The organism is Nonomuraea sp. NPDC003754 (assembly GCF_053605785.1).
Genome location: NZ_JBSGJX010000001.1, coordinates 478,426 through 502,701, shown reverse-complemented (window position 1 = coordinate 502,701; position 24,276 = coordinate 478,426). Strand labels below are relative to the sequence as shown.

Annotated in this window: 22 protein-coding genes; 10 read left to right on the top strand and 12 right to left on the bottom strand. The window is 71.0% G+C overall.

Annotation, left to right across the window (positions count from 1 at the left end):
* Together ACWEVS_RS02250 and ACWEVS_RS02245 are read right to left on the bottom strand one after the other, a co-directional pair.
* Entirely contained in the window at positions 1–1,386 is a 1,386-nt protein-coding gene (locus ACWEVS_RS02250; protein ID WP_452549531.1) for a class I SAM-dependent methyltransferase, read from the bottom strand.
* Positions 1,387–1,397: 11 nt separating this feature from the next.
* Positions 1,398–2,021, bottom strand: coding sequence for a Uma2 family endonuclease (locus ACWEVS_RS02245; protein ID WP_449920565.1), 624 nt, complete (start codon positions 2,019–2,021; stop codon positions 1,398–1,400).
* Between the two features lie 283 nt (positions 2,022–2,304).
* On the opposite strand from ACWEVS_RS02245, the gene groES reads away from it, so the two are divergent.
* The 3 genes from groES (at position 2,305) to ACWEVS_RS02230 (ending at position 5,647) form a co-directional block, all read left to right on the top strand.
* Positions 2,305–2,616 carry a co-chaperone GroES gene (gene groES / locus ACWEVS_RS02240; protein WP_148036826.1) on the top strand — a complete coding sequence of 104 codons (312 nt, stop codon included), beginning with the start codon at positions 2,305–2,307 and terminating at the stop codon, positions 2,614–2,616.
* A gap of 151 nt (positions 2,617–2,767) precedes the next feature.
* Entirely contained in the window at positions 2,768–4,390 is a 1,623-nt protein-coding gene (gene groL, locus ACWEVS_RS02235) for a chaperonin GroEL (RefSeq protein ID WP_449919847.1), read from the top strand.
* Between the two features lie 618 nt (positions 4,391–5,008).
* Positions 5,009–5,647, top strand: a complete 639-nt coding sequence (locus ACWEVS_RS02230) for a sigma-70 family RNA polymerase sigma factor (protein WP_354906501.1) — start codon at positions 5,009–5,011, stop codon at positions 5,645–5,647.
* 106 nt (positions 5,648–5,753) lie between these two features.
* On the opposite strand, the gene ACWEVS_RS02225 is transcribed toward ACWEVS_RS02230, so the two are convergent.
* Positions 5,754–6,131, bottom strand: coding sequence for a DUF5319 domain-containing protein (locus ACWEVS_RS02225; protein WP_354906407.1), 378 nt, complete (start codon positions 6,129–6,131; stop codon positions 5,754–5,756).
* 28 nt (positions 6,132–6,159) lie between these two features.
* Positions 6,160–7,170: a helix-turn-helix transcriptional regulator gene (locus ACWEVS_RS02220; protein ID WP_354906406.1), complete on the bottom strand. Its 1,011-nt coding sequence runs from the start codon at positions 7,168–7,170 to the stop codon at positions 6,160–6,162.
* A gap of 419 nt (positions 7,171–7,589) precedes the next feature.
* On the opposite strand from ACWEVS_RS02220, the gene guaB reads away from it, so the two are divergent.
* The gene (gene guaB, locus ACWEVS_RS02215) at positions 7,590–9,074 is read left to right on the top strand and encodes an IMP dehydrogenase (RefSeq protein WP_452549529.1); all 1,485 of its coding nucleotides are present in this window, start codon (positions 7,590–7,592) and stop codon (positions 9,072–9,074) included.
* Positions 9,075–9,083: 9 nt separating this feature from the next.
* Positions 9,084–10,202 carry a GuaB3 family IMP dehydrogenase-related protein gene (locus ACWEVS_RS02210; RefSeq protein ID WP_449919853.1) on the top strand — a complete coding sequence of 373 codons (1,119 nt, stop codon included), beginning with the start codon at positions 9,084–9,086 and terminating at the stop codon, positions 10,200–10,202.
* A gap of 123 nt (positions 10,203–10,325) precedes the next feature.
* On the opposite strand, the gene ACWEVS_RS02205 is transcribed toward ACWEVS_RS02210, so the two are convergent.
* Complete coding sequence (locus ACWEVS_RS02205; RefSeq protein WP_452549526.1) at positions 10,326–10,895, bottom strand: dihydrofolate reductase family protein; 570 nt, start codon at positions 10,893–10,895, stop codon at positions 10,326–10,328.
* Between the two features lie 72 nt (positions 10,896–10,967).
* Here ACWEVS_RS02205 and ACWEVS_RS02200 point away from each other — a divergent pair, with 72 nt between their 5' ends.
* Complete coding sequence (locus ACWEVS_RS02200) at positions 10,968–11,540, top strand: TetR/AcrR family transcriptional regulator (RefSeq protein WP_449919856.1); 573 nt, start codon at positions 10,968–10,970, stop codon at positions 11,538–11,540.
* Between the two features lie 56 nt (positions 11,541–11,596).
* Positions 11,597–12,376 (top strand): phosphotransferase family protein, encoded by a 780-nt coding sequence (locus ACWEVS_RS02195; protein ID WP_452417223.1) that lies wholly within the window; start codon positions 11,597–11,599, stop codon positions 12,374–12,376.
* Between the two features lie 123 nt (positions 12,377–12,499).
* Here ACWEVS_RS02195 and ACWEVS_RS02190 read toward each other — a convergent pair whose 3' ends face one another.
* Genes ACWEVS_RS02190 through ACWEVS_RS02170 form a run of 5 tightly spaced genes read right to left on the bottom strand, consistent with a single transcriptional unit; the run spans position 12,500 to position 16,949 of the window.
* On the bottom strand, positions 12,500–13,204 hold the full coding sequence (locus tag ACWEVS_RS02190) for a hypothetical protein (protein ID WP_452549524.1): 705 nt from the start codon (positions 13,202–13,204) through the stop codon (positions 12,500–12,502).
* A gap of 32 nt (positions 13,205–13,236) precedes the next feature.
* Positions 13,237–14,058 (bottom strand): class II fructose-bisphosphate aldolase, encoded by an 822-nt coding sequence (locus tag ACWEVS_RS02185; RefSeq protein ID WP_449919863.1) that lies wholly within the window; start codon positions 14,056–14,058, stop codon positions 13,237–13,239.
* A gap of 10 nt (positions 14,059–14,068) precedes the next feature.
* Complete coding sequence (locus ACWEVS_RS02180; RefSeq protein WP_452549522.1) at positions 14,069–14,947, bottom strand: 1-phosphofructokinase family hexose kinase; 879 nt, start codon at positions 14,945–14,947, stop codon at positions 14,069–14,071.
* Positions 14,947–16,080 carry an N-acetylglucosamine-6-phosphate deacetylase gene (gene nagA, locus ACWEVS_RS02175; protein ID WP_452417228.1) on the bottom strand — a complete coding sequence of 378 codons (1,134 nt, stop codon included), beginning with the start codon at positions 16,078–16,080 and terminating at the stop codon, positions 14,947–14,949. Before nagA ends, ACWEVS_RS02180 begins: the two co-directional genes overlap by 1 nt.
* Positions 16,077–16,949, bottom strand: a complete 873-nt coding sequence (locus ACWEVS_RS02170; protein WP_449919870.1) for an SIS domain-containing protein — start codon at positions 16,947–16,949, stop codon at positions 16,077–16,079. The genes nagA and ACWEVS_RS02170 overlap by 4 nt, the downstream gene beginning before the upstream one ends.
* 103 nt (positions 16,950–17,052) lie before the next feature.
* Between ACWEVS_RS02170 and ACWEVS_RS02165 the strand changes: the two genes are divergently transcribed.
* Entirely contained in the window at positions 17,053–17,823 is a 771-nt protein-coding gene (locus tag ACWEVS_RS02165) for a DeoR/GlpR family DNA-binding transcription regulator (protein WP_449919872.1), read from the top strand.
* A gap of 65 nt (positions 17,824–17,888) precedes the next feature.
* Positions 17,889–19,625, top strand: a complete 1,737-nt coding sequence (locus ACWEVS_RS02160; protein WP_354906388.1) for a glycerol-3-phosphate dehydrogenase/oxidase — start codon at positions 17,889–17,891, stop codon at positions 19,623–19,625.
* A gap of 126 nt (positions 19,626–19,751) precedes the next feature.
* On the opposite strand, the gene ACWEVS_RS02155 is transcribed toward ACWEVS_RS02160, so the two are convergent.
* Complete coding sequence (locus ACWEVS_RS02155) at positions 19,752–21,818, bottom strand: beta-propeller domain-containing protein (RefSeq protein ID WP_452549519.1); 2,067 nt, start codon at positions 21,816–21,818, stop codon at positions 19,752–19,754.
* Between ACWEVS_RS02155 and ACWEVS_RS02150 the strand changes: the two genes are divergently transcribed.
* Complete coding sequence (locus tag ACWEVS_RS02150; protein ID WP_452549518.1) at positions 21,817–22,068, top strand: hypothetical protein; 252 nt, start codon at positions 21,817–21,819, stop codon at positions 22,066–22,068. The two genes, ACWEVS_RS02155 and ACWEVS_RS02150, sit on opposite strands and share 2 nt — an antisense overlap.
* Here ACWEVS_RS02150 and ACWEVS_RS02145 read toward each other — a convergent pair.
* Entirely contained in the window at positions 22,038–24,242 is a 2,205-nt protein-coding gene (locus ACWEVS_RS02145) for a protein kinase domain-containing protein (protein ID WP_452549516.1), read from the bottom strand. The two genes, ACWEVS_RS02150 and ACWEVS_RS02145, sit on opposite strands and share 31 nt — an antisense overlap.
* Between the last annotated feature and the right edge of the window lie 34 nt (positions 24,243–24,276).

Genomic DNA, 24,276 nt, shown 5'->3' with positions numbered 1-24,276 from the left:
TCATTTACCCAGTTCGGGAGGGGTGCAGATAAGCACGGAAGGGCGGTCGGAGATTCGGGTCAGAATGACCACCGCGGATATGTTTCCGGACAGTCGCAAATCACTGCGCAACCGTTCGATGTCGACCGCCGAGGCGCGTTTCTTGATGGTCACGTTTCCGACATTGCGCGCGCGAAGTGCCGCTCTCAGTTTTTTCACCGAGAACGGCATCACTTCATTCACCTCGTACCTGGACGCCCAGACGGTGTCGACGAGATCGTCACCGGTGATGTAGGCGATCAACGGGTCGGCCAGGCGCCCGTTGACCATGGCGGCCACCTCGGCGACCAGATGCGCGCGGATGGCGGCGCCGTCCGGCTCGTAGACGTAGCGCCCCACCGGGCCGACGGGGGCCTGCGCGCCCGTGGGGGTGAGCGTGCCGCCCTCGGGCAGCAACGTGGCCCTCCTGCCGAACTCCGCGGCGCCCGCCGCCGCCTCGCCGATCCGGGCTCGGGGTACGGCCCGCCCGCCCGCGTCCGTCCCCGCCTGGCCCGCGTCCGTCCCCGCTTGGCCCGCGGATGTCGCTGCCTGGCCCGCGTCCACGGCCATGCCGGACAGGGCGCCCGTCCAGATGGCGGCCTCCTTGACCTCGCCCTTGAACGAGACCCACTCGGCCTCGGCGCCCGGCGGGACGAACTCGTAGGCGATCCCCGGCGCCACCTTCAGGCACGCCGCCGGTGCCCGCTCGAGCAGGTCGAGGATGACCGGCCAGGTGGGGGAGTAGGCGTTCGGGTCGAAGGTCCGCCCCTTCGCGGTACGGCGGGCGGGATCGGCGAACAGGACGTCGTAGGCGGCCGGGTCCACGGAGGCGGCGTCAGCCGTACGGACCGTGACCCTGTCGGACAGCCCCAGCGCGTCGGCGTTGGCCAGCGCGACGGAGACGGTCAGGGGGTCGGTGTCGACGGCGTCCACCTCGCAGCCGGCGCGCGCCAGCGCGACGAGGTCGCCGCCGATGCCGCTGCAGACGTCGACCACCCGCAGGCGCGAGCCGGGCCGGGGTGGTGCCCCCTGGGGCGTGGTGGGGATCTCGTGCGGAGACGCGGGAGCGGCGGGCCTGGCGGTGAGGAGGGCGATCCGGCGGGCACGGTGCTCGGCGACCTCGCGGCGGGTGGCCTGCTCGACCCCGTGCGGAGTGAAGTACATCAGCGCCGCGTCGTCGCCGAACTTCGCCCTGCCCCGCTCCCGCAGCTTCGCCTGGGTGAGGGCGGCGGAGGTGAGGGCGGCGTCGTAGGTCCTGCGCAGCCTGGTCGCGGCCACGACGGGGTCCCCGCTCGCCAGTTCGACGGCCTCGGCGAGGGCCTTCTGGCCGCGAGGTGTCAGGAGTGCGAGGAAGGCGTCGTGGTCCACGCCATACGACGTTAGTGCAGGGCGTCGAGCGTGATGTCGATGGGGAAGGGGACGGAGACGGCGAGCCGGTCGCGGTGGATGCCGGTGGCGACGTAGGCGCCTACGACCTCGTCGAGCTCGTAGGTGTGGATGACGGGCTTGCCGTTCTCGTCTTTCACGATCCAGAAGTGCTCGATGCCGGCCGCGGCGTAGATGCCGGGCTTGACGTGGTTGTCACGATGCTCCGACTCCGGCGAGACCACCTCCACCACCAGGTGGACCTCACGGGGTGTGTAGGCCGTGCGGTCCAGGTCGGCCGCGACCGTGGCGTCGATCACGACGAGATCGGGGCAGGGGCGCTGGCGGGGCGCGATGGTGACGTCCATCTGGGCCGCGATTCCGCGGTCCAGAGGGGCCTGGCCTTCGAGAGCCGTGGCGAGGCGGCGAATGACGAGATCGTGGAAGCGTCTCTGGGGGGACATGAGGAGGAGGGCTCCATCGACGAGTTCGACATGCTTGAAGAGATCCGGTTCGCCATGGGGCCCGTCCTCGGGGAGCAGGTCCAGGTCGTCGGCCGTCCACCCGCCCTCCGGTGGCAACGGCCAGTTGGCGAGGACGTGGCGCACGTCATCCATCGTGCTGGTCACGTCACGCATCGTAGCGTCGTCGTCACCGCCGTTTCTGGTCGTCACGTGGTCCAGTGTTCCCCCTTTCGCGGCTCCGTGTCGTCCGGGAGGGGAGTTTTCCGGCGCCCGAGTATCGCTCTGAGCTGAGCAGAGCGGTTCGTGTTGACGGGCAAGGCCTGCTTGCATACTGTTTCGTGTTGGCACTCTCCCCTTGAGAGTGCCAACGTGCGACGAGGCAGGTCTGACACCCGCGACGGCAGGCCCAGCTGGTCGCCTCTTCTAGATCATCCAAATCTGAAGGGGAGGTCCGATCGTGACGACCGCCACTAAGGTTCCCGTTAAGCCGCTCGGCGACCGCATTGTGGTCCAGCCGCTTGAGGCCGAGCAGACCACCGCTTCCGGCCTGGTCATCCCGGACACCGCCAAGGAGAAGCCGCAGGAGGGCAAGGTCCTCGCGGTGGGCCCGGGCAACTGGGACGAGGACGGCGAGAAGCGCATCCCGCTCGACGTCAGCGAGGGCGACATCGTCCTCTACAGCAAGTACGGCGGCACGGAGGTCAAGTACGGCGGCGAGGAGTACCTCGTGCTCTCCGCCCGTGACGTTCTCGCCATCATCGAGAAGTAAGCCGTGAGAAAGCCCCGGGCCCGCCAAGTGCCCGGGGCTTTCACCGCCAACGGACGTGCCTGATGGACCGCCATCTGCCCGACGCGTCGGCTGAGGCAGGCGACGGCGGCCCTCGTACGTCTCCGGATGGGACGCTGAGAGGACTTTTCCCATGCCGAAGATCCTGGAGTTCGAAGAGGACGCGCGGCGCGCGCTTGAGCGCGGCGTCAACGCCCTCGCGGACGCAGTGAAGGTGACCCTGGGCCCGCGCGGCCGCAACGTGGTCATCGACAAGAAGTTCGGGGCGCCGACCATCACCAACGACGGCGTCACCATCGCTCGCGAGGTCGAGCTCGAGGCGCCGTACGAGAACCTCGGCGCCCAGCTCGCCAAGGAAGTGGCGACCAAGACCAACGACATCGCCGGTGACGGCACCACCACGGCGACCGTCCTCGCCCAGGCGATGGTCCGCGAGGGCCTGCGCAACGTGGCCGCGGGCGCTTCCCCGCTGTCGCTCAAGCGCGGCATCGACCAGGCCGCCAAGGCCGTCAGCGACAAGCTGCTGGCCTCCGCGCGCCCTGTCGAGGACAAGAAGGAGATCGCCAATGTCGCGACGATCTCCGCTCAGGACGCCAAGATCGGCGAGCTGATCGCCGAGGCGTTCGACAAGGTGGGCAAGGACGGTGTCATCACCGTCGAAGAGTCCAACGCCATGGGCATGGAGCTCGAGTTCACCGAGGGCCTGCAGTTCGACAAGGGCTACCTGTCGGCCTACATGGTCACCGACCCCGAGCGCATGGAAGCGGTCCTCGAGGACCCGTACATCCTGATCCACCAGGGCAAGATCGCTTCGATCGCCGACTTCCTGCCGCTGCTGGAGAAGGTCGCCCAGACCAAGAAGGCGCTGCTGGTCATCGCCGAGGACGTCGAGGGCGAGGCCCTGGCCGTCCTGGTGACCAACAAGATCCGCGGCACCTTCACCTCGGTGGCCGTCAAGGCCCCCGGCTTCGGTGACCGCCGCAAGGCCATGCTGCAGGACATCGCGATCCTGACCGCCGGCCAGGTCGTCAGCGAGGAGATCGGCCTCAAGCTCGACCAGGTCGGCCTCGAGGTGCTCGGCACCGCCCGCCGTGTCGTCGTCACCAAGGACGCCACCACGATCGTGGACGGTGCCGGTGACGCGCAGGCGATCGAGGACCGCGTCAAGGAGATCAAGCTCGCCATCGAGCAGTCCGACTCCGACTGGGACCGTGAGAAGCTCCAGGAGCGCCTCGCGAAGCTGTCCGGCGGCGTCTGCGTGCTGCGCGTCGGCGCGGCCACCGAGGTGGAGCTCAAGGAGAAGAAGCACCGCCTCGAGGACGCGATCTCCGCGACCCGCGCCGCGATCGAGGAGGGCATCGTCTCCGGCGGTGGCTCCGCGCTCATCCACGTCTCCAAGGACCTGGACGACCTCGGTCTGTCCGGCGACGAGGCGACCGGTGTGGGCGTCGTCCGCCGCGCGCTGATCGAGCCGGCCCGCTGGATCGCCGAGAACGCCGGTCTCGAGGGCTACGTCGTCACCCACAAGGTCTCCGAGATGTCCGCGGGTCACGGCCTCAACGCCGCGACCGGCGAGTACGGCGACCTGGTGGCGCAGGGCGTCATCGACCCCGTGAAGGTGACGCGCTCGGCCGTCCAGAACGCCGCGTCCATCGCGGGCATGTTGCTCACCACCGAGGCTCTCGTGGTGGACAAGCCCGAGGAGGAGGCCCCGGCCGCCGGTGGTCACGGCCACGGTCACGGCCACGGCCACTGACCTGCGTCGACCTGAGGTCCGCGTCCCGTCCCGGGGCGCGGACCTTTCGCATTCCTGGGACGATCCGCCCCTGCCAGGCGACGTGACGGCCCCTCGGGGCGGCAGTCCCTTGCCGCACGGGTGAGGGCCGCTCCGGGGTGGCAGTCCCTCGTACGGCAAGCCCCCCACGCCCACCGTGGGCACGGGGCCGGGGTCCGTCCTGCCACGCCACTCCAGCGGGACGGGGCGGGCCGCCGTTACGTCACGCCCCCTGAACCGACGTCCTGAACCGCGCACGGAAGGCGGAAGGGGCCACGCCGAGGCGGGAACGCCCGCCGCAACGACCCGTCCTCGCAGGTGCGGTTTCGGCGGTGGGGTGGTGACGGAGAGTTCGCGGAAAGGCGATGCATGGGCGAGTGCGAAGTTGTCCGGAAAGAGAACTATTTCGCGGTAAACCGAACACGTTCGTAAAGCGTCCCCCCGTCTGACGTGTTTCCTGCATTTCAGCTAATGGCCTGAAATATCGTCACACACCGAAACCCTTAGTGTGGCGGACCGATTACGCCGCGTTATCGTCGCTTCAATGTGACCAATCCGTAGCCGTTCGCTATGACGACAGGCACGATCAGTGCGGGCATCATGCCTAACGTGAGCGAGGGAAGCGTCGCCGACGCCAAAATTGGGGTAAGGCTTGCGTCGAGACTTCCGGCACGAGCGGACGAGTCCGACCTTCGGGAACTGACGAGCCTCGCCGTCCAGGGGGATCGCACCGCGATCGAATCTCTGCTCGGGGAGCTCCGTCCCATGGTGGTGCGCTATTGCCGTGCGCGACTGGGGAGGGTTTCCGGGCAATATCACATCGCCGATGACGTGGCGCAGGAAGTCTGCATCGCCGTGCTGTCCGCGCTGCCCCGCTACCGTGACATGGGCCGGCCGTTCGCCTCCTTCGTGTTCGGGATCGCCTCCCACAAGGTGGCCGACGCGCTGCGCAGTTCGGTGCGCTCCGCCGTACCGACGCAGGATCTGCCCGACGGGCCCGACGAGGGGCCGGGGCCGGAGGAGACGGTCGTCCGCTACATCGAGGTGGAGCACGCCCGCAGGCTGCTGTCGCGGCTGCCGGACAACCAGCGCGAGCTGCTGCTGTTGCGGGTGGTGTCGGGGTTGTCGGCCGAGGAGACAGGTAATGTACTCGGCATGACACCAGGTGCGGTGAGGGTCGCCCAGCATCGGGCGCTGGCCAGGCTCCGGCAGATGGCCGAGCTGGAGTCGATCGCTTGACCGAAGAAGAAAGCGACGCGCTCCTCGACGCGTTGTCACGGGGCGAGCCGCCGCCCCTCGGTGATCCGGCCGCCGCGCTGCTCGCGGCGCTGCTGGAGGACGTCGGTCAGCGTCGCTCTTCGGTGTCGATGACGCCGTCGACGTAGCCTCTGGCGTACTCCCAGCTGACGTAGTCGGACGGGTCCGGATGGAAGGCCGGCTCGTGCACCTGCGGCTGGCCGTTCTCGATCATCTGGCGGAGATTGCCGCGCAGCAGGTCCCAGTCGAAGAAGTGCTGTTCGGAGCATTCCGGGCAGTCGAGGACCAGGCCCAGCACACCCTGCGGCTCCAGCAGGGAGCGGAAGACCTCGACGTCGGCCAGGTCGGTGATGGCCTCGTCGCGCTCGGCAGCGGTCAGCGGCTCGGCGTCGTCGAGATCGCCCAGGGCCGAGCTGGGATCGTTCGGGTCGTCCGCGAACGGGTCCGGTGGCACATCTTCCAACACCTTCCCACCATAAGACCGATGGGGTCCTTCAGGTGAGCCATCCTCGTCGCGCGGCCTCCACGCCCGCGTGAAAACGTGACTGGGCGCCCAGCTCGGCCATGGCGTCGGCGAACCTGGCGCGGACGGTGCGGACGGACACCCCGAGATGGCGCGCGATGGAGTCGTCGCACATGCCCTGCGCGGCCAGCCGCAGCACCTGCACCATGCCGTCGCCCTTGCGTCCCCAGGGCAGTGGTACGGCCCGCGCCCACAGCTCCTCGAACAGCGAGTGCAGCACCCCCACCACGATCGGCGCCCGGACGACGTAGAAGTTGTAGGCGTGGTCGGGCAGGTTGCCGCCCCACGTGGCGGGCAGCCCCGCCACCCCGGGCCCCGCGGTCATGAACCAGCTCGGCACCCGGTCGAGCGTGCGGACCTGGCCTCCGCTGGCCAGTAAGCGGGTCAGCTGGTCGCGCACGCCCGGCAGCGTGAGCGTCGAGACCGGGATGACCGCGCGCAGCGACAGCAGCTCGCGCTGCTGGGCGTCGACCCATGGGTCGGCGAACTTGCGGGCGAAGTCGAGCATGGTGCGCTCGTCGGGGATGGCGGTGAGCAGGTCCATCGGCGGCGCCTGGACGGCCATGCCGACCACGCTCTCGTAGAGGATGTCGGCGCCGCTGACCAGCTCGACGGGAAAGGGCCCGCTCTGGTAGTCGCGGCCGGCGTCGTAGTCGCGGATCAGGTGGCGGATGGACGACAGGGCGGAGTCGATGCGGCGGCTCTCCTCCGCCAGCAGGTCGAGGCGCTGGGCGATGAGCCTGCCGAGGGCGCCGGCCGGGTGGCGGGCGAGGTAGTGGCCCGACTGCTCGTCGACGACGCCCAGCCGGACGAGGTCGTCGAGCTGCCTGCCGACGGCGTCGGCGGGGCCGTCCATGGCCGCGGCGAGCTCGGTCACCGTGGCCCGGTGCAGTCTCAGCACCGCCGTGTAGAGCGCGGTTTGCCCCGGATCGAGGCCGAGGGTCTCGAGAGGGTCCGACGTGGTGCTGGAGTGGTTGCGCATGTGCGGTGCTCCGTAGGGGGGACACGGGCGTGCCGCGAGGATAACCCGGTCGCAGGGCCGTGTCCCGCCCTTGCGCCGACTGCTTCGCGCCACGTGCAACTTCGTGCAATTGCACGTTTTCACATTGCGATGTGCCATCGCGTAACGCAGCATTAACCCAGCGTCGGCACCAGCAGGACGAACAGCGCCGCCACCTGGACACGGAGGGGGGTCCGGTGGCATTCCGCGCCTCGTCCGAGGCTGCCGGTGGCCGGAGAACCGGGGCGGATCACCGACCGCCCCGGTTCTCCGGCACTTCACGATGCGTGGAGGACGACGGACCGTGGGGGTCATCGTCCTCCATCCCCACCCTGATCCTTTTGGGCCTACCCACTAAACTGGCTGTCACAAGCATGAATGGCAGCTGGAGGGGTCACGGCATGTCCAAGTTCACAGAGACGGGGCTCACGTTCGATGACGTGTTGCTCGTTCCCGCTTATTCGGACATGCAGCCGGGCGATGCCAACACGGCAACCCGGCTCTCGCGCGGCATCACGCTGTCCATCCCGCTGGTCTCGGCCGCGATGGACACCGTGACCGAGGCGCGCATGGCCGTGGCGATGGCCCGCCAGGGCGGCATCGGCATCCTCCACCGCAACCTGTCCATCGAGGAGCAGGCTCAGCAGGCCGACCTGGTCAAGCGCTCCGAGGCCGGCATGGTCACCAATCCGGTGACCTGCTCGCCCGACGACACCCTCGCCGACGTCGAGCGGCTGTGCGCCAACTACCGCATCTCCGGTGCCCCCGTGACCGACGCCGGCGGCGTACTGGTCGGCATCGTCACCAACCGTGACATGCGTTACGAGAGCGACCAGAGCCGGACCGTGCGCGAGGTCATGACCCCGATGCCGCTGGTCACCGCGCCGGTCGGGGTGTCGCGCGACGAGGCGTTCGCGCTGCTGAAGGCCAACAAGATCGAGAAGCTGCCGCTGGTCGACGCCCAGGGCAGGCTGCGCGGCCTCATCACCATCAAGGACTTCACCAAGAGCGAGCAGTACCCGCTGTCGACCAAGGACGCCGACGGCCGCCTGGTCGTCGGCGCGGCCATCGGCGTGGCGGGCGACGCCGAGAAGCGCGCCCAGGCCCTCATCGACGCGGGCATCGACGTGATCATCGTCGACACCGCCCACGGCGACTCCAAGGGCGTCGGCGACATGATCGCCAAGGTCAAGGCCAACAGCCACGGCATCGACGTCATCGGCGGCAACATCGCCACCCGGGCGGGCGCGCAGCTGCTCATCGACGCCGGCGCCGACGCGGTCAAGGTGGGTGTGGGCCCCGGCTCGATCTGCACCACCCGGGTGGTGGCGGGCGTCGGCGCGCCGCAGATCACCGCCATCCACGAGGCGTCGCTGGCCTGCGGCCCCGCGGGCGTCCCGCTGATCGGCGACGGCGGCCTGCAGTACTCGGGAGACATCGTCAAGGCCATCGCGGCCGGCGCCGACACCGTCATGCTCGGCTCCCTGCTCGCCGGCTGCGAGGAGTCGCCCGGCGACCTGATCTTCATCAACGGCAAGCAGTTCAAGTCCTACCGGGGGATGGGTTCGCTCGGCGCGGTCCGCAACCGCGAGCGCGGCGGCACCTCCTTCAGCAAGGACCGCTACGGCCAGGACACGGTCGGCTCCGAGGACAAGTACATCCCCGAGGGCATCGAGGGCCAGGTCCCCTACCGCGGGCCGGTCTCGGCGGTCACCTACCAGCTCGTCGGCGGTCTCCACCAGGGCATGTGGTACGCCGGGTGCCGCACGATCGACGAGATGCACGAGCGCAGCCGGCTCATGCCGATCACTTCCGCGGGTCTCAAGGAGAGCCACCCGCACGACATCCAGATGACGGTCGAAGCTCCGAACTATCACAGAAGGTAACTGTTTTTGATGACTCAGGTGGAGATCGGCCGCGGCAAGACCGGCCGCCGTGCCTACGCGCTCGACGAGATCGGCCTGGTGCCCTCGCGGCGCACGCGCGACCCGGAGGAGGTCTCGATCGCCTGGCAGATCGACGCCTACCGGTTCGAGCTGCCCGTGGTGGTCGCGCCGATGGACAGCGTCGTCTCGCCCGCCACGGCGATCATGATCGGCAAGCTGGGCGGCCTCGCGCCGCTCGACCTCGAGGGCCTGTGGACCCGCTACGAGGACCCGAGCCCGTTGCTGGAGGAGTGCGCCGAGCTCGACGCCGAGGCGGCCACGCGCAGGCTCCAGGAGATCTACACGGCGCCGATCAAGGAGGAGCTGGTCGGGCGCAGGATCCGGGAGATCCGCGACGCCGGCGTGACCACCGCGGTCCGCCTGTCGCCGCAGCGCACCGTGCAGTTCCACAAGACGGTCATCGACGCGGGCGTCGACATCTTCGTGATCCGCGGCACGACGGTCTCGGCCGAGCACGTCTCGAGCAAGGCCGAGCCGCTGAACCTCAAGCAGTTCATCTACGAGCTCGACGTGCCGGTGATCGTGGGCGGGTGCGCCACCTACACCGCGGCCCTGCACCTGATGCGCACGGGCGCGGCGGGCGTGCTGGTCGGCTTCGGCGGCGGCGCCTCCCACACCACGCGCAACGTGCTCGGCGTCGCCGTCCCGATGGCCACGGCGATCTCCGACGTGGCGGCGGCGCGGCGCGACTACCTCGACGAGTCAGGTGGCCGCTACGTGCACGTGATCGCCGACGGCGGCATGGGCACCTCGGGCGACATCGCCAAGGCGATCGCCTGCGGGGCCGACGCGGTGATGGTGGGCTCGCCGCTCGCGCGGGCGACGGAGGCTCCCGGTCACGGGTTCCACTGGGGTTCCGAGGCGCACCACCCCGACCTGCCGCGCGGGCGCAGGGTGCAGTTCGGGACGGTGGGCACGCTGGAGCAGATCCTGCACGGGCCGTCCACCGTGGCCGACGGGTCGATGAACCTGATGGGTGCGCTGAAGCGCACGATGGCCTCGACCGGCTACTCCGACATCAAGGAGTTCCAGCGGGTCGAGGTGGTCGTCGCGCCGATCCAGCGCTGACGTCCTGACCTGAGGAGACCCGCGCCCCGTCCGGGGGTGCGGGTCTCCGGCGTCTCCGGCTCGGGGTGCGGTCGGGTCGGTGGGTACGCCGTGGCCCGCCGTCCGGCCTGCCGGTGGACGTCCTCATGCCCTGGCGTACCACGTGACCGTGGCGCCGTTGCTGAACGTCCTGCTCTGCGTGGGCGCGAACCGGGTGGGCCGGAACCCGCCGGCGAAGGCGGGGATCCCGTCGCCCGCGACCACCGGGTAGTGCTTGATGATCAGTTCGTCGATCTCCGGCAGGACGGCGGCCGCGAGCTTGCCGCCGCCGCACAGGTAGATGTCCATGCCGTCCTCCTTCTTGAGCCGCCGCACCAGCTCCAGCGGCTCGCTCCTGACGATCTCGACCAGGGGGTCGGTGCTGTCGGGCAGCGTGGTGGACACGACGTGGTGCCGCAGCGGGGTGTAGGGGCTGGTCATGCCGGCGTCCAGGCCCGGCAGGTAGGTGCCGCGCCCCATGACGACCGTGTCGAAGCGGCGCGCGGGAGCGTCGAGGCCGATCATCGCGCGGACGTGCGCCGGCACGACCTCCGGCAGCTCGGTGTTCATCCAGGCCGCCATGTCGTCGCTCACCGGGTAGAAGTCCCATTCGCCGCCGGGGCCCGCGATGTAGCCATCGATCGAGACGCCCACGTAGTACACGAGCTTTCGCATAAGCAGCAACTCCGTTTGTAGTACTCTGAATGAAGTGGTTAGAACGTAGTACTACATCTGGAGTGGTGTCAAGTGCGCAGGAATCCGGAGCGGCGGGCGGCCCTCGTCGACGCGGCCATCGAGGTGCTGGCCCGCGAGGGCGCCAGGGGGCTGACGTTCAGGGCGGTCGACGCCCAGGCGGCGGTGCCGCCGGGGACCGCGTCCAACTACTTCTCCAGCCGTGACGACCTGCTCACCCAGGCGGGAGGGCGGATCTACGAGCGGCTGGAGCCCGACGAGACGACCATGACGCTCGCTCTGACCGGCCCGCGTGACAAGGACAGGGTCGTCGAGCTGCTCAGGGAGATGGTGGCCAGAATCAGCGCCTACTCCACCGGGTACCTGGCGCTGCTGGAGCTGCGGCTGGAGGCGACACGCAGGCCCGAACTGCGGGCCGTCCTGACCGAGCGGATCCGTGCCGACGTGGAGGGGAACGTGCGCATCCACCTGGGGTCGGGGCTGCCCGGCGACGCGACGGCGGTGAAACTGCTCTATCTCGCGCTGAACTGGCTGATCGTGGAGCGGCTGACGCTGCCGGACGTCTTCTCCGAGGAGGAGGCCGACGAACTCGTGGCCCGGGCGGCCGAGCGACTGATCCTCGGCTGAGAACGACGGCGCCTAGACTGCTCCGCTATGACTGCCTCACCCCCAGGCGCACCGTGATGGCCGATCTCCAGCACACGCACGAGGTGACCTTCGACGGCGACGTGGTCACCAAACGCTACGTCGACGGGAAGACGGGCGCGGACGAGCGCGAGTGGCGCGCGCTCACCCTGCTCGGCGAGCACGCGCCAGGGCTGGCGCCGGCGCCCATCGCCTTCGAGCCCGGCGTGGTGGTCATGTCCAGGGTGGACGGGACACCGGTGCGCGGCGTGCCCTCCGGGGCCGCGCCCCTGGCGGAGCTGGCGGCGACGCTCGGCCGGTTGCACGCGGCGGTGCCCGCACGGGTGCTGCGGGACCTGCCCGAACGGCCGTGGCAGGTCGAACAGCTCGCCGCGCAGGTGCGCGCGTGGTGCGCCGCGTGGCGGCCGCGGGGCACGCGCGCCGATCTGGCGGTGCGGGAGGGCGCCAGGTGGCTGGAGGGATGGCGCCCGGGTACGGCCGGCGTGCGTCCGGCGTTCGGGGCGGGTGACGGCAACCTGTCCAACTTCCTGTGGGACGGCGTCCGCGTGCGGGTGGTCGACTTCGAGGACTCCGGCCGCTCGGACCGGGCCTACGAGCTGGCCGAGCTCGCCGAACACGTGTCGGCGTGGGTCGACGGCGAGGTGGACGTGCTGGCCAGGGTCGAACTCGACCGCGACGAGGCGGCGAGGGTGCGGGAGTGCCGCAGGCTGCAGGCGCTGACGTGGCTGTTCCTGCTGTCGGGGGAGGGGCCGCGCAACCCGCCGGGGACGTTCGCGAAGCAGGTCGAGCGGGTGCTGCGGGCGCTGGACGGCGGCTGACCGCCGCCTGACCCTCAGCGAGACGGGCCGCGAGGTGCCGGACCGCTGGACGGCGGCTGACCGCCGCCTGACCCTCCGCGAGGCGGGCCGCGAGGTGCCGGACCCTGGACGGCGGGCGGTGCCTCAGCGCCGCCTGGCCAGCAGCTGGGCCAGCCCCACCGCCAGCCCCACCATCAGGACGGTCGCCGCGACGGCGCCCCCGATCAGCCCCCAGGGCGGGCCGCCGGGGGAGGAGCCGGCGGCCGGGACGCTCGCGTGCTCACCCGCGGCCCCCGGCGAGGCGGCCTGGGCGACCGGAGAGCTCATGACGGGCGGGGCCGGGGTGCCGAGGGCGGCGAGCAGCTCCGTGGTGACGGACCGCCCGAAGTCGTCCGGCGAGCCGGCCTCGTCACCCCGCCGCAGCGGTCCGCTGCGGCCCGCTTCGAGCTTCACGTTCCCCGAGCACAGCGACGAGGACAGCGACGTGCCGGGATGCGTCGGGAACATCCCGCCGTCATCCGCCACCGGCGACGCGAACACCAGGTACCGGGCACCCTTGGCGAAGTCGTAGCCGCACGCGGCCGAGTCGGCGTTGGTCGCCACCTCGACCGTCGCCGCGCGTCCGCCCTTGTAGACCTGGTCGACCGCGAACGTGACCACGAAGGGCGGCGGGGGACCGGACAGCGATCCTGGCAGCCGGCGGACGGACTGCACCGTTCCGGTGAACACCGCGGCCGAGTCCTTCACCGCCTCCTTCGGGGTCAGGGAGGCGCAGCTGCAGGCGCATGCCGTACCGGCAGGGGCCAGGAGGAAGGCGGCGACGAGGGCGAGAACGGCGAGCAGGCGCATGCCCACTCACACGGATGCGGCGCGCTCCCGGTTCAGGACAGGACGCCGAGCAGGTGGGTGACCTCGCGGGCGACCGCGTCCCGGGCCGCCTTGAGGTACTTGCGGGAGTCGACGACCTGGGGATCGCGGGCCAGGTAGTCACGGACGGCCCCGGTGAAGGCCTTGTTGAGGTGCGTGGCGATGTTGATCTTCTTCATGCCGTGCCGTACGGCGTCGCGCAGGTTCTCGTCGGACACCCCCGACGAGCCGTGCAGGACCAGCGGCACCGGCACCGCGGCGTGCAGTTCGGCGATCAGCGCCAGGTCGAGCACGGCGTCCTTGGTCGTCATCGCGTGGGAGGTGCCGACGGCGACGGCGAGGGCGTCGACGCCGGTGCGGGCGACGTAGTCGACCGCCTCGTGCGGCTTGGTGCGCACGCCGGGCGCGTGGACGCCGTCCTTGCCGCCGACCTCGCCGAGCTCGGCCTCCACCCACACGCCGTGGGCGTGGCAGTGGGCGACGACCTGGGCCGTGGCGGCGACGTTCTCCTCGTCGGGCAGCGCGGAGGCGTCGAACATGACCGAGCCGATGCCGAGCGCGACGGCCTCCTCGACCAGCGCCCTGTCGGTGGCGTGGTCGAGATGGACGGCGACGGGCACGGCCGCGCGCCTGGCTACGGCGAGCGCGGCGAGGGCGACGGGTTCGAGCGCGCCGTGGTAGCGGACGGCGTTCTCGCTGATCTGCAGGACCACCGGCGCGCCCGCGGCCTCGGCGCCCGCGACGATCGCGGTCGCGTGCTCCAGCTGGATCACGTTGAACGCGCCGACGCCAGCCTTCGCGCTGTTGACGATCTCTGCGATGCCGACGAGAGGCATGGGGCTCCTTCTAAGAGATGACGATCTCGGGGTGGATGGCGTCGAACACGCCACGATCGAAGTCGCCCGCCACGGGCGCGGCGACGGCGGCGGCGCCGAGAGCGGCCGCCCTGCGCAGCAGGTCGGGCCACGGCAGCTCCTCCACCAGCCCCAGGGTCAGGCCCGCCACCAGCGCGTCGCCCGCCCCCGTCGGGTTGCCCTCCACCCGGTACGGCATGCGCGCGCGGAAGGTCCCCGCCGGCGTGATGGCGTGCAGCCCTTCCTCGCCCATGGACACGACGACCGCCCCCGCGCCTTCGGCCAGGACCGCCTCGGCCCCGCCGTCAGGGAAGGCCCTGGACAGCTCGTCCTTGTTGGGCTTGACGATCGAGGGCCGCCCCTTGGGCGCGTGGCGCAGCGGCTCGCCGTCGGCGTCGACGATCGTCGGCACGCCGGTCATGGCGGACAGCGTGGCGTAGAGGTCGGCTGGGACGCCGCGGGGCAGGCTGCCGGAGATCACGACGGCCTCGGCGTCCGCGGCCAGGCGCTCGAAGTCGGTCAGGAAGAGGTCGAGTTCGGCGCCGGTCACCTGCGGGCCCGGCTCGTTGAACAGCGCCGTGGTGCCCGAGTGGATCACCAGCGTGGTGCGGGAGTCGCCGGAGATCGGGGTGAGCGCGCAGGGCAGGCCCGCGGCGTCGAGGTCGGCGCGGATGGCCGTGCCCGTGGGGCCGCCGGCGAGGCCCGCCACCACGACCTCACGGCCGAAGGCGGCGAGCACCCGCGCGACGTTGACACCCTTGCCACCGGCACGCCTGTGCACCGAGGAGACCCGGTTCACCCCGTCCCAGTCGGCGTCGGGCACCCGGTAGGTGACGTCGAGGGCGGCGTTGAGCGTGACGGTGAGGATCATCAGGGCTCCGTGATCCAGCCGCCGCGCTTCATGACGCCGGCGACCTCGAGGGAATCGTTGAGAACGACCAGGTCGGCGATCTTGCCCGCGGTGATGGACCCCACCTGGTCGGCGATGCCGAGCACGCGGGCGGGGGTCAGCGAGGAGACCTCGACGGCCTCGGCGACGGACAGCCCGACCTGCTGGACGGCACGACGGAAGGCGACGTCCATGGTGAGGGTGCTGCCCGCGATGGAACCGCCCTCGGCCAGGCGGGCCACGCCGTCGCGGACGTCGACCTCCATGGAGCCGAGCACGTAGGTGCCGTCGCCCATGCCGGTGGCGGCCATCGCGTCGGTGATCAGCGCGGTGCGCTCGGGGCCGGCGACGGTGTAGGCGAGGCGGAGCATGGCGGAGTGGACGTGGACGCCGTCGTTGATCAGCTCGATGGTGACGCGCTCGTCCTCCAGGAGGGCGGCGATGGGCCCCGGCGCGCGGTGGCCGAGCGGGGGAAGCGCGTTGTAGAGGTGGGTGGCGACCGTGGCGCCCGCGTCGATGCCCGCGATGGTCTGGTCGTAGGTGGCGTCGCTGTGGCCGAGAGCGGCGATGACGCCTTCGCCGGCCGCCGCGCGGATGGTGTCGAGCGCCCCCGGCAGCTCGGCGGCGATGGTCAGCATGCGCACGTGGCCGCGGCCTGCCTTGACCAGCTCGCCGAACTCCCGCGGGTCGGGCTCGCGCAGCAGCTTGGGGTTGTGCGCGCCGCAGCGGGCCTTGGAGATGTAGGGGCCCTCGAAGTGGATGCCGGCCAGCAGGCCGTCGTCGCACAGGTCGGCCAGGGACGAGGTGGCGGCGGCGATGTCCGCCACCGACCCCGTCACCAGGCTGGCGACCATCGTGGTGGTGCCGTGACTCTCGTGGAGCGCGACGGCGTCGCGCGCCTTGTCCTGCTGACCAGTGGGGAAGGATCCGCCCGCGCCGCCATGGTTGTGGATGTCGACGAAGCCGGGCACGACCAGCCGCCCGGCCAGGCTGTGGCCCGCTCGGGGGGCGGATCCGTGACCGACATGCGTGATGCGGCCGTCTTCGATGGTCAGCCACCCGTCGTGGACTCCCTCGGGAGTCGCGATACGGGCGTCGGCGAGAGTAAGGCTCATGAAGAAAGAATCACAGATCGCGTGAGGTGCATCGGCTCGTCGGGGTCGAGCCCGCGGGCGAAGGCGCGCGCGACGGCGACCCGCTGGGCGCGGATCAGCTCGGCCATCGGGTCGAGCGCGGTCTCGAAGAACGTGCCGCCGGTGGCTTCGACCTGCTCGCGCAGCCCCTGAGGGGCGCTTCCGAGCATCCAGGTGACGCGGCCGGGGCCCGCGATGCTGATCGGGCCGTGGCGGTACTCCATCGCCGGGTACGCCTCGGTCCACGACCGGGACGCCTCGCGCATCTTCAGCGCCGCCTCCTGCGCCAGGCCGACGGACCAGCCGGTGCCGAGGAAGCTGAACTGCTCGGCCTCGACCAGCGCGGCGTCGAGCGGGGCGGAGACGGCCTCGCCCGCGTCGGCGATGGCCTGGGTGAGGTCCTCGCCGAGGCTGGCGCGCAGCAGCGCGAGCTGGGTGGTGGCGAAGCGGGTCTGCACGACGGACCGCTCGTCGGCGTAGTCGAGGACGATGACCTGGTCGGCCAGGTTCATGACCGGCGTGTCGGGGTCTGCGGTGATGGCCGTGGTCCTGGTGCCGACCTTGCCCAGCAGTTCGAGCACCTCGGTGGTGGTGCCGGAGCGCGTCAGCGCCAGCACCCGGTCGTAGGAACGGCCGAGCGGCGCCTCCGACGCGGCGAAGGCGTCGGTCTCGCCCAGGCCGGCCCGCTCGCGGAGCGTGGCGTAGGCCATCGCGATGAACCAGGAGGTGCCACAGCCGACGACGGCGACCCGCTCGCCCGGCTTGGGCAGGGCGTCGGCCGGAATGTTCGCCACGGCACGCCGCCAGCAGTCGGGCTGAGACGCGATCTCGGCCTCGGTGTGGGTGGTCAAGGCTTCCTCCCGATTGTGATTGTTTCTGCTCTTTTTATAGCACAAAAGAGCACAACTGTGCAGTGCTGGTGGGCGGGTCATCGGATGTGCCAGGCTTGCCTCCATGAGCCGTTATGACCGATGGAACTCGATTCTCGAGCTGCTGGCGCAGGAGGGACGGCTCTCGGTCGAGGAGGCCGCCGAATCGCTCGACGTCTCCACCGCGACCATCCGCCGCGACTTCGACCAACTCGCCCAGCAGCAGATGCTCATGCGCACCCGCGGCGGCGCCGTCGCGCAGAGCGTCAGCTACGACCTGCCGCTGCGCTACAAGACCGCGCGCCACGCCGACGAGAAGCACCGCATCGCCGCGGCCGCCGCCGACCTGATCGCGCCGGGCGCCGTGGTCGGTATGAACGGCGGCACCACGACCTCCGAGCTGGCCCGCACCCTGGCCACCCGCTCGACGCTCGAGACCGGGTTCACGATCGTCACCAACGCGCTCAACATCGCCGCCGAGCTCACCGTCCGCCAGCACGTGAAGATCGTGGTGACCGGCGGCGTGGCGCGGCAGCAGTCCTACGAGCTCATCGGACCATTGGCGAGCGGCGTGCTCGACCAGGTGACGCTGGACGTGGCCTTCCTCGGCGTCGACGCCCTCGACGTCGAGCTCGGCGCCTCCGCGCACCACGAGGGCGAGGCCTCGGTCAACAGCCTGCTCATCGGCAGGGCCGCCCAGGTCGTGGTCGTGGCCGACTCCTCCAAGCTGGGCAAGCGGGCCTTCGCCAGGATCTGCCCCGTCAACCAGATCGACACGCTGGTGACCGACGAGCGGCTGTCCGACGAGATGGCGAGCCGCTTCGCGGACGCGGGCGTGAAGGTGATCCGCGCGTGAACGTCGTGGCGTAGCCCGACGTACGTCAACGCTCGACCCGAACGAAAGCGGGTACGTTCGTTGTCATGACGGCCAACATCGGAGCCTCCAGGCTGGGTCCCGTCGAGAGGACGGCCGCGCTGGCCGCGATGGCGGAACGGGAGCTTGACGTAGTCGTCGTCGGTGGCGGCATCGTGGGCGCGGGAGTGGCGCTCGACGCGGCCACCCGCGGCCTGTCCGTCGGCCTCGTGGAGGCGCGCGACTTCGCCTCCGGCACCTCCTCCCGCTCCTCCAAGCTCATCCACGGCGGTCTGCGCTATCTGGAGCAGCTCAACTTCGACCTGGTCAGGGAGGCGCTGCAGGAGCGGGCCCTGCTGCTGCAGCGCATCGCGCCCCATCTGGTGCGGCCGGTGCCGTTCCTGTTCCCGATGACCCACTACGGATGGGAACGTCCCTACGTCGGGGCGGGCGTGGCGCTCTACGACACCCTCGGTTTCGCCTCCGGCCTGACCCGCGGCATGCCCGGGCACCGCCACCTGTCCAGGAGCAGGGCGCTGCGGCTGGCGCCCGCGCTCAAGCGCAGTGCCTTCACCGGCGCCGTGCAGTACTGGGACGCCCAGGTCGACGACGCCCGCTACGTGATGACCACGCTGCGCACCGCGGCCGCCTACGGCGCGCACGTCGCCCAGCGGACGCAGGTGGTCGGCTTCCTGCGCGAAGGGGAGCGGGTCACCGGGGTGCGGGTGCTGGACCTGGAGAACTCCACCGAGTTCGAGATCAGGGCGCGCCAGGTGGTCAACGCCACCGGGGTCTGGACCGACGACATCCAGGAGCTGGTCGGCGGCAGGGGCCAGATCCACGTGCGCGCCTCCAAGGGCATCCACCTGGTGGTCCCGCGCGACCGGATCCACTCGATGACCGGCATCATCCTGCGCACGGAGAAGTCCGTGCTGTTCGTGATCCCGTGGGGACGGCACTGGATCATCGGCACCACCGACACCGAGTGGACTCTCGACCGGGCGCACCCCGCCGCCTCGCGGGTCGACATCGACTACCTGCTCGACCATGTCAACGGCGTGCTGTCGGTCCCGCTGACCAGGGACGACGTCGAGGGCGTCTACGCCGGGCTGCGCCCCCTGCTGTCGGGGGAGTCGGAGGAGACCTCCAAGCTGTCCAGGGAGCACGTGGTCGCCCACCCGGTGCCGGGCCTGGTGATGATCGCGGGCGGCAAGTACACCACCTACCGGGTGATGGCCAAGGACGCGGTCGACGCGGTCGCGCACGGCCTCGACCAGCGCGTCCCCCCCTCCTGCACCGACCGCGTCCCGCTGGTGGGCGCCGAGGGCTACCAGGCGCTGTGGAACTCCCGTCACCGGCTCGCGCGCGACTCGGGCCTGCACGTGGCCCGCATCGAGCACCTGCTGCAGCGCTACGGCACGCTCGTCGACGAGGTGCTGGAGCTGATCGAGCAGGACCGCTCGCTGGCCAGGCCGCTCAACGGGGCCGACGACCACCTGCGCGCCGAGGTCGTCTACGCCGCCACCCACGAGGGCGCCAGGCACCTCAACGACGTGCTGACCAGGCGCACCCACATCTCGATCGAGACCTTCCACCGGGGGCTCGCGGTGGCGCAGGAAGCGGCCGAGCTGATGGCCGGGCCCCTGGAGTGGGACGACGACCACGTGAAGAGAGAGGTCGAGTACTACTGCAAGCGGGTGGAGGCAGAGCGGCTCTCCCAGGAGCAGGACACCGACCAGGAGGCGGACGCCATCCGTCTCGGCGCGCCCGAGATCGTGCCGGTCGCCCAGCCGACCCCCCGCTGAGGGCCTGGCCCCGGCCGCACGGCGGCCGCGAACGGCACGCGCCTGAGGCGGCCCCGCCGGTCCGGTCATGAGGATCCCCGGCCCGCCGCCCCCGTGCAGCGGCGGGACCGGGGATGAGACCGCGGGTCAGGCGAGCGGGATCCAGGCCTGCTCGTCCAGCGAGTTCAGGTCGTTGACCTTGATCCCCGACGGCGACACCGTCCACAGCGAGTCGCCGATCACCATCGAGCGCTGGATGTTCGGCTCGTAGGTGTAGTCGCCCTCCTTCACCCGCGGGTGCTTGATCGTCCCGACCGACGTCACCGCCGTGTCGGTGATCTTCAGGACCAGCGCCCCCGAGTCCGACTGCCCGTTCCGGTAGCTGGACACGGGGATGACTGCCGTGCCGCTCTTCGGCCAGTACAGGAAGGCGTGCGGGTCCCACTCGGCCTCGGAGCCCGACTCCTTCTGGAACAGCTGCGACAACCGCCGCGGCGCGGCCGGGTCGCTGACGTCGAACAGCGAGACCTGGGTGCCGAGCGTCCGGCCCTTCTCGCTGGCCTCCTGGCCGAGCCCGATGAGGCGGCCGTCGCCGGCCGGGTGCAGGTACGCGGAGTAGCCAGTGATCTTGAGCTCGCCCGTCACCCTGGGCGCGGCGGGGTCGCGCAGGTCGAGCGTGTAGAGCGGGTCGACCTGGCGGAAGGTCACCACGTAACCGACCGGGCCGATGAAGCGGACCGAGTAGATGCGCTCGTTCCTGCCCAGGCCGCCGACCTCGCCGACCTTGGCCAGGGTGTCGGCGCGCAGCACGTGGACGCTGCTGGAGCTGGACTTCTGGTCGGCCGTCGTGGTGGCGACGCGCAGGTTGCCCTCGTACTCCGACATGGCGTACTGGTTGAGCAGCCTGCCGGGCACCTTGCCGGAGGCGAGGTAGGCCGGCGCCCCCGGCTTGCTGATGTCGAAGCGGTGGACCTCGGTCTCCTCCGGCGGGACGGCCGGGCTGGGGACCGGCGCGGCGGTCGTCGCGGGAGACGGCCCGTCGATGGGGGCCAGGCCCGCGCCCGAGGAGCTCGTGGACGTGCCGGGCGACGCCGGAGGGGCGGAGGCGCTGACCGAGGGCGCGGCCGGCTCCGAGGAGCTCGTGGAGGAGTTCGGCGTGGGCACGTCCTCCACCGGGCGCGGTTCGATCGGGACAGGGAACCACCAGCGCGGGTTGCTGGTGACGTACAGGCTCGTCCCCGTCCCGTAGACGGTGTCGCCGTCGGCGGCCACGGCGATCGGGTTGGCCGCCGCGGCCGTCAGGTCCTGCGCCAGATCGATGGAGTGCACCGTCAGCAGCGAGGTCCCCGTGTACTCGTCGGGGTGGCTGACCTTCTCGCACGCCACCGACTCCTCGCGCGCGTTGCCGGCCGCGTCGGTGATCGTGAACTTCGGCAGCCAGGCCGAGATCGGCGCCTGCCGTACGACGGCCTGGTTGACCCTGATGCGCTCGGCCTCAGGCACGCTGTCGCGGGGCTGGGGGAAGGTGATGTCGGGCTGGCTGCGCACGACCAGCCGTACCGTGGAGCCCACCAGCCGGGCGTCGACGTGCATGCCGCGCGGCTCGAAGGTGCCGAGCAGCTTGGGCTGCTCGGCCGCGAGGTCCACCAGCACGTACTGCGGGCCGCCGGTCGGGGCGAAGGCGCGCTTGGCGACGGCGCCGAACGGGATGCCGCCGCCGTTGAACAGCACCAGCGCCCGGTCGCCCGACACGAGCAGGTCGCCGGCCACCCAGTTCTCCTTGGCCAGCTCCAGCGTGCCGGTGACCTTCCTGGTCGCGGCGTCGATGACGCGGAGCTTGCCGTGGCTGACGGTGATGACCCGCTTGCCGTCGGTCTTGACCAGGTCGGGCTCGTCGACGCCCTGCTCGTGCACGTTCGTGGTGGAGTGGTCGGCGGCCTGGCCCTGACCCGTCGACTGGGGGACGGCCTTGCCCGCGACGTCGGCGCGCTCCATGTACATGATGGGCGGCCCGCCGAGACCCCAGGAGGAGACGTTCTTGGCGGTGTTCTCGCGCAGCCCGGACAGCATGTCGTCGCAGCTGCTGTAGGAGACCAGCTTCACGTCGCTCAGGTCGAGCGGCGCCGCCGCGCGCGGGGCGACGGACGAGGAGCAGGCGGCGGTCGCCGTCGCGAGGGCGGCGGCGGTGAGTGCCGTCCGGATCAGCGTCTTCATGACCACCTACACGGGCGCGCCCGCCGAACGGTTCACGAGGCCGAGATCACGAGATCGCCCGGGTTCACGAGGCCGAGATCACGAGATCGCCCGGGTTCGCGAGATCGCCCGGGTTCGCGAGATCGCCCGGGTTCGCGAGATCGCCCGGGTTCGCGAGATCGCCCGGGTTCGCGAGATCGCCCGGGTTCGCGGGGTCGCCTGGTTCGCGAGATACCGGGTTCACGAGATTCTGGTGAAGGTGGGGCTGTAGCCGGCGCCGTCGGGGATGTCGAGCAGCGTGCGGACCTCCTTGCCGGCGAAGTCGACGACCTGGATGCGGTCCTTGGTGGCGTTGTCGAGCTCCCAGCAGTAGAGGTGGGTCTCGTCGTACCAGCCGAGGAGCTTGTCGCAGGGGGTGGAGACCTTGCGCAGCCGCTCTCCCGACGTGCTGTCCCACACGCACAGCTCGCCCGAGTCGGCGTCGGGGCAGCGGGTGGCGAACGACCGGCCGGAGGGGGAGAAGATGTCCTGCGTGCCCACGGGCAGCTCGCCGATGTCGGTGGCGTCGCGCAGCCGGTTGCCTGCGGCGTCGAAGAAGCGCAGGTCGGAGCCGTGGACGGCGACCACGCCCGAGGTCTCGCCGTCCCAGCCGAAGGAGCTCTTGCCGGTGATCCTGACCACCTTCGCCTTCTCCGTGGCCACGTCGACGATGGCGAAGCCCAGGTAGAGCCAGTCGTCGCCCTTGGACTGCTCGATGTTGAGCAGGATCTTCGAGCCGTCGTTCGACCAGGCGCGGATGCTGCTGATCAGCGGCTCCTTGACGGTCTTGACGGAGGTCTTGCTGCCGGTCGTCCGGTCGGTGATCTCGACGGAGTCGTAGCGGTCGGAGGTGTAGTTCTTGCTGCGTCCGGCGATGTAGCGGCCGTCGGGGGAGAGCAGGGTCTCCCAGTTGCCGCCGTAGCGGCGGAAGGGGCCCGTCAGCGCTCCTCTGGCGTAGTTGACCCACTCCTTGGAGTTCTTGTTGTAGATCTCGTAGGAGGTGAGCTTGATCGGGTCGTCGGGGTGCTCGTAGGCCAGGGCCTGCGTGCCGAGCAGCCGCTGCTTGGCCAGCCCCTGCGTCGGCACGGCCGTACGGGAAGGGGCGGCCGACGGGGTGTTCGTGCGCCGCTGCGCGTCGACCGAGGGTGACGGCGAGGACTCGGCGCGGCCGGAGAGTTTTCCCCAGGGCACCGCGACGACCGCGACCACGACGAGCAGCGCGACGGCTCCCGCCACGAGGCCGGCCACCAGCCCGGCCCTGCTCTTCTTCGGCGGCGGGTAGGCCCCCTGCGGATAGGTGGGCTGTGCCCACGCGTTCGGCGCCCACTGTCCCTGCGGCGGCGGGCCCGAGGGGACGTGCGAGGGCGGGCCCGAGGGACCGTGCGAGGGCGGGCCCGAGGGACCGTGCGAGGGCGGGCCGGAGGGACCGTGCGGGTGCGCGGCGGGATGGGGGCCGGGTTGAGGGGCGGCGTGCGGGGCGGCGTGCGGGGCACTGTGGGGGGAGCCGTGGGGGGAGCCGTGCGGGGCGCCGTGGGCGGGCACGGCCTGCGGCGCGCCGGCCATGGAGGCGGCCGCCGCGGCCTCCCGCAGCATGCCGCCGGGCGCCACGGGGTGCTGGAGCAGCCGCATGATGACCTGTTCGGCGGTGGGCCGCAGGGCCGGGTCCTTGGACAGGCAGGCGTGCACCACCCCGCGCAGCGGCTCGTCGAGGCCGGACACCTCGGGCGGCGCGTTGAGCACCCTGTTGATCACCGCGGGCATGGTGTCGCTGCCGAAGGGCGCCCTGCCGGAGGCGGCGTAGGCGATCGTGCTGGCCCAGGTGAACATGTCGGCCGCGGGCCCCACCTGGTGGCCGAGGAGCTGCTCGGGCGCCATGAACGACGGTGTCCCCACGGGGGCCGAGCTGATGGTGGAGGTGGCGTTCAGCGCCCTGGCGATGCCGAAGTCGATCACACGCGGGCCGTCGGGGGCGATGATGACGTTGGCGGGCTTGAAGTCGCGGTGCACGATGCCCGCCTGGTGGATGGCGGCCAGCGCGGTGGCGGTGCCGATCGCGAGGCGGTGCAGGGCCGGGCCCGAGCGCGGGCCCTGCTCCTGGACGACGCGTTGCAGGGACGGGCCCTCGACGTACTCGCTGACGATGTACGGCCTGCCGTCCGCGGCGCCGGTGGACAGCACCTGGGCCGTGCAGAACGGCGCGACCTGCTGGGCGACCTGGACCTCGCGCAGGAACCGCTCGGCGCTGACGGTGTCGCCCGGACGCAGCCACTTGATCGCGACACGCGCGCCCGTGGGGTCGGCGGCGAGGTAGACGACGCCCTGGCCGCCCTCGCCGAGCCTGCCGAGGAGGGTGTAGTCACCGAGTCTGGCGGGATCGCCAGATCTGAGCTGATCGTAGGGCGGCATACCCGGAATTCTCGCGTGTCGCCATAACGGTTGA

Bases quoted from the DNA above. Each gene is read 5' to 3' on its own strand.
- ACWEVS_RS02245 (WP_449920565.1), bottom strand. From the start codon at position 2,021: ATGCGTGACGTGACCAGCACGATGGATGACGTGCGCCACGTCCTCGCC.
- groL (WP_449919847.1), top strand. From the start codon at position 2,768: ATGCCGAAGATCCTGGAGTTCGAAGAGGACGCGCGGCGCGCGCTTGAG.
- ACWEVS_RS02230 (WP_354906501.1), top strand. From the start codon at position 5,009: ATGCCTAACGTGAGCGAGGGAAGCGTCGCCGACGCCAAAATTGGGGTA.
- ACWEVS_RS02220 (WP_354906406.1), bottom strand. From the start codon at position 7,170: ATGCGCAACCACTCCAGCACCACGTCGGACCCTCTCGAGACCCTCGGC.
- guaB (WP_452549529.1), top strand. From the start codon at position 7,590: ATGTCCAAGTTCACAGAGACGGGGCTCACGTTCGATGACGTGTTGCTC.
- ACWEVS_RS02210 (WP_449919853.1), top strand. From the start codon at position 9,084: ATGACTCAGGTGGAGATCGGCCGCGGCAAGACCGGCCGCCGTGCCTAC.
- ACWEVS_RS02205 (WP_452549526.1), bottom strand. From the start codon at position 10,895: ATGCGAAAGCTCGTGTACTACGTGGGCGTCTCGATCGATGGCTACATC.
- ACWEVS_RS02195 (WP_452417223.1), top strand. From the start codon at position 11,597: ATGGCCGATCTCCAGCACACGCACGAGGTGACCTTCGACGGCGACGTG.
- ACWEVS_RS02190 (WP_452549524.1), bottom strand. From the start codon at position 13,204: ATGCGCCTGCTCGCCGTTCTCGCCCTCGTCGCCGCCTTCCTCCTGGCC.
- ACWEVS_RS02185 (WP_449919863.1), bottom strand. From the start codon at position 14,058: ATGCCTCTCGTCGGCATCGCAGAGATCGTCAACAGCGCGAAGGCTGGC.
- ACWEVS_RS02180 (WP_452549522.1), bottom strand. From the start codon at position 14,947: ATGATCCTCACCGTCACGCTCAACGCCGCCCTCGACGTCACCTACCGG.
- nagA (WP_452417228.1), bottom strand. From the start codon at position 16,080: ATGAGCCTTACTCTCGCCGACGCCCGTATCGCGACTCCCGAGGGAGTC.
- ACWEVS_RS02165 (WP_449919872.1), top strand. From the start codon at position 17,053: ATGAGCCGTTATGACCGATGGAACTCGATTCTCGAGCTGCTGGCGCAG.
- ACWEVS_RS02160 (WP_354906388.1), top strand. From the start codon at position 17,889: ATGACGGCCAACATCGGAGCCTCCAGGCTGGGTCCCGTCGAGAGGACG.
- ACWEVS_RS02150 (WP_452549518.1), top strand. From the start codon at position 21,817: ATGACCACCTACACGGGCGCGCCCGCCGAACGGTTCACGAGGCCGAGA.
- ACWEVS_RS02155 (WP_452549519.1), bottom strand. From the start codon at position 21,818: ATGAAGACGCTGATCCGGACGGCACTCACCGCCGCCGCCCTCGCGACG.
- ACWEVS_RS02145 (WP_452549516.1), bottom strand. From the start codon at position 24,242: ATGCCGCCCTACGATCAGCTCAGATCTGGCGATCCCGCCAGACTCGGT.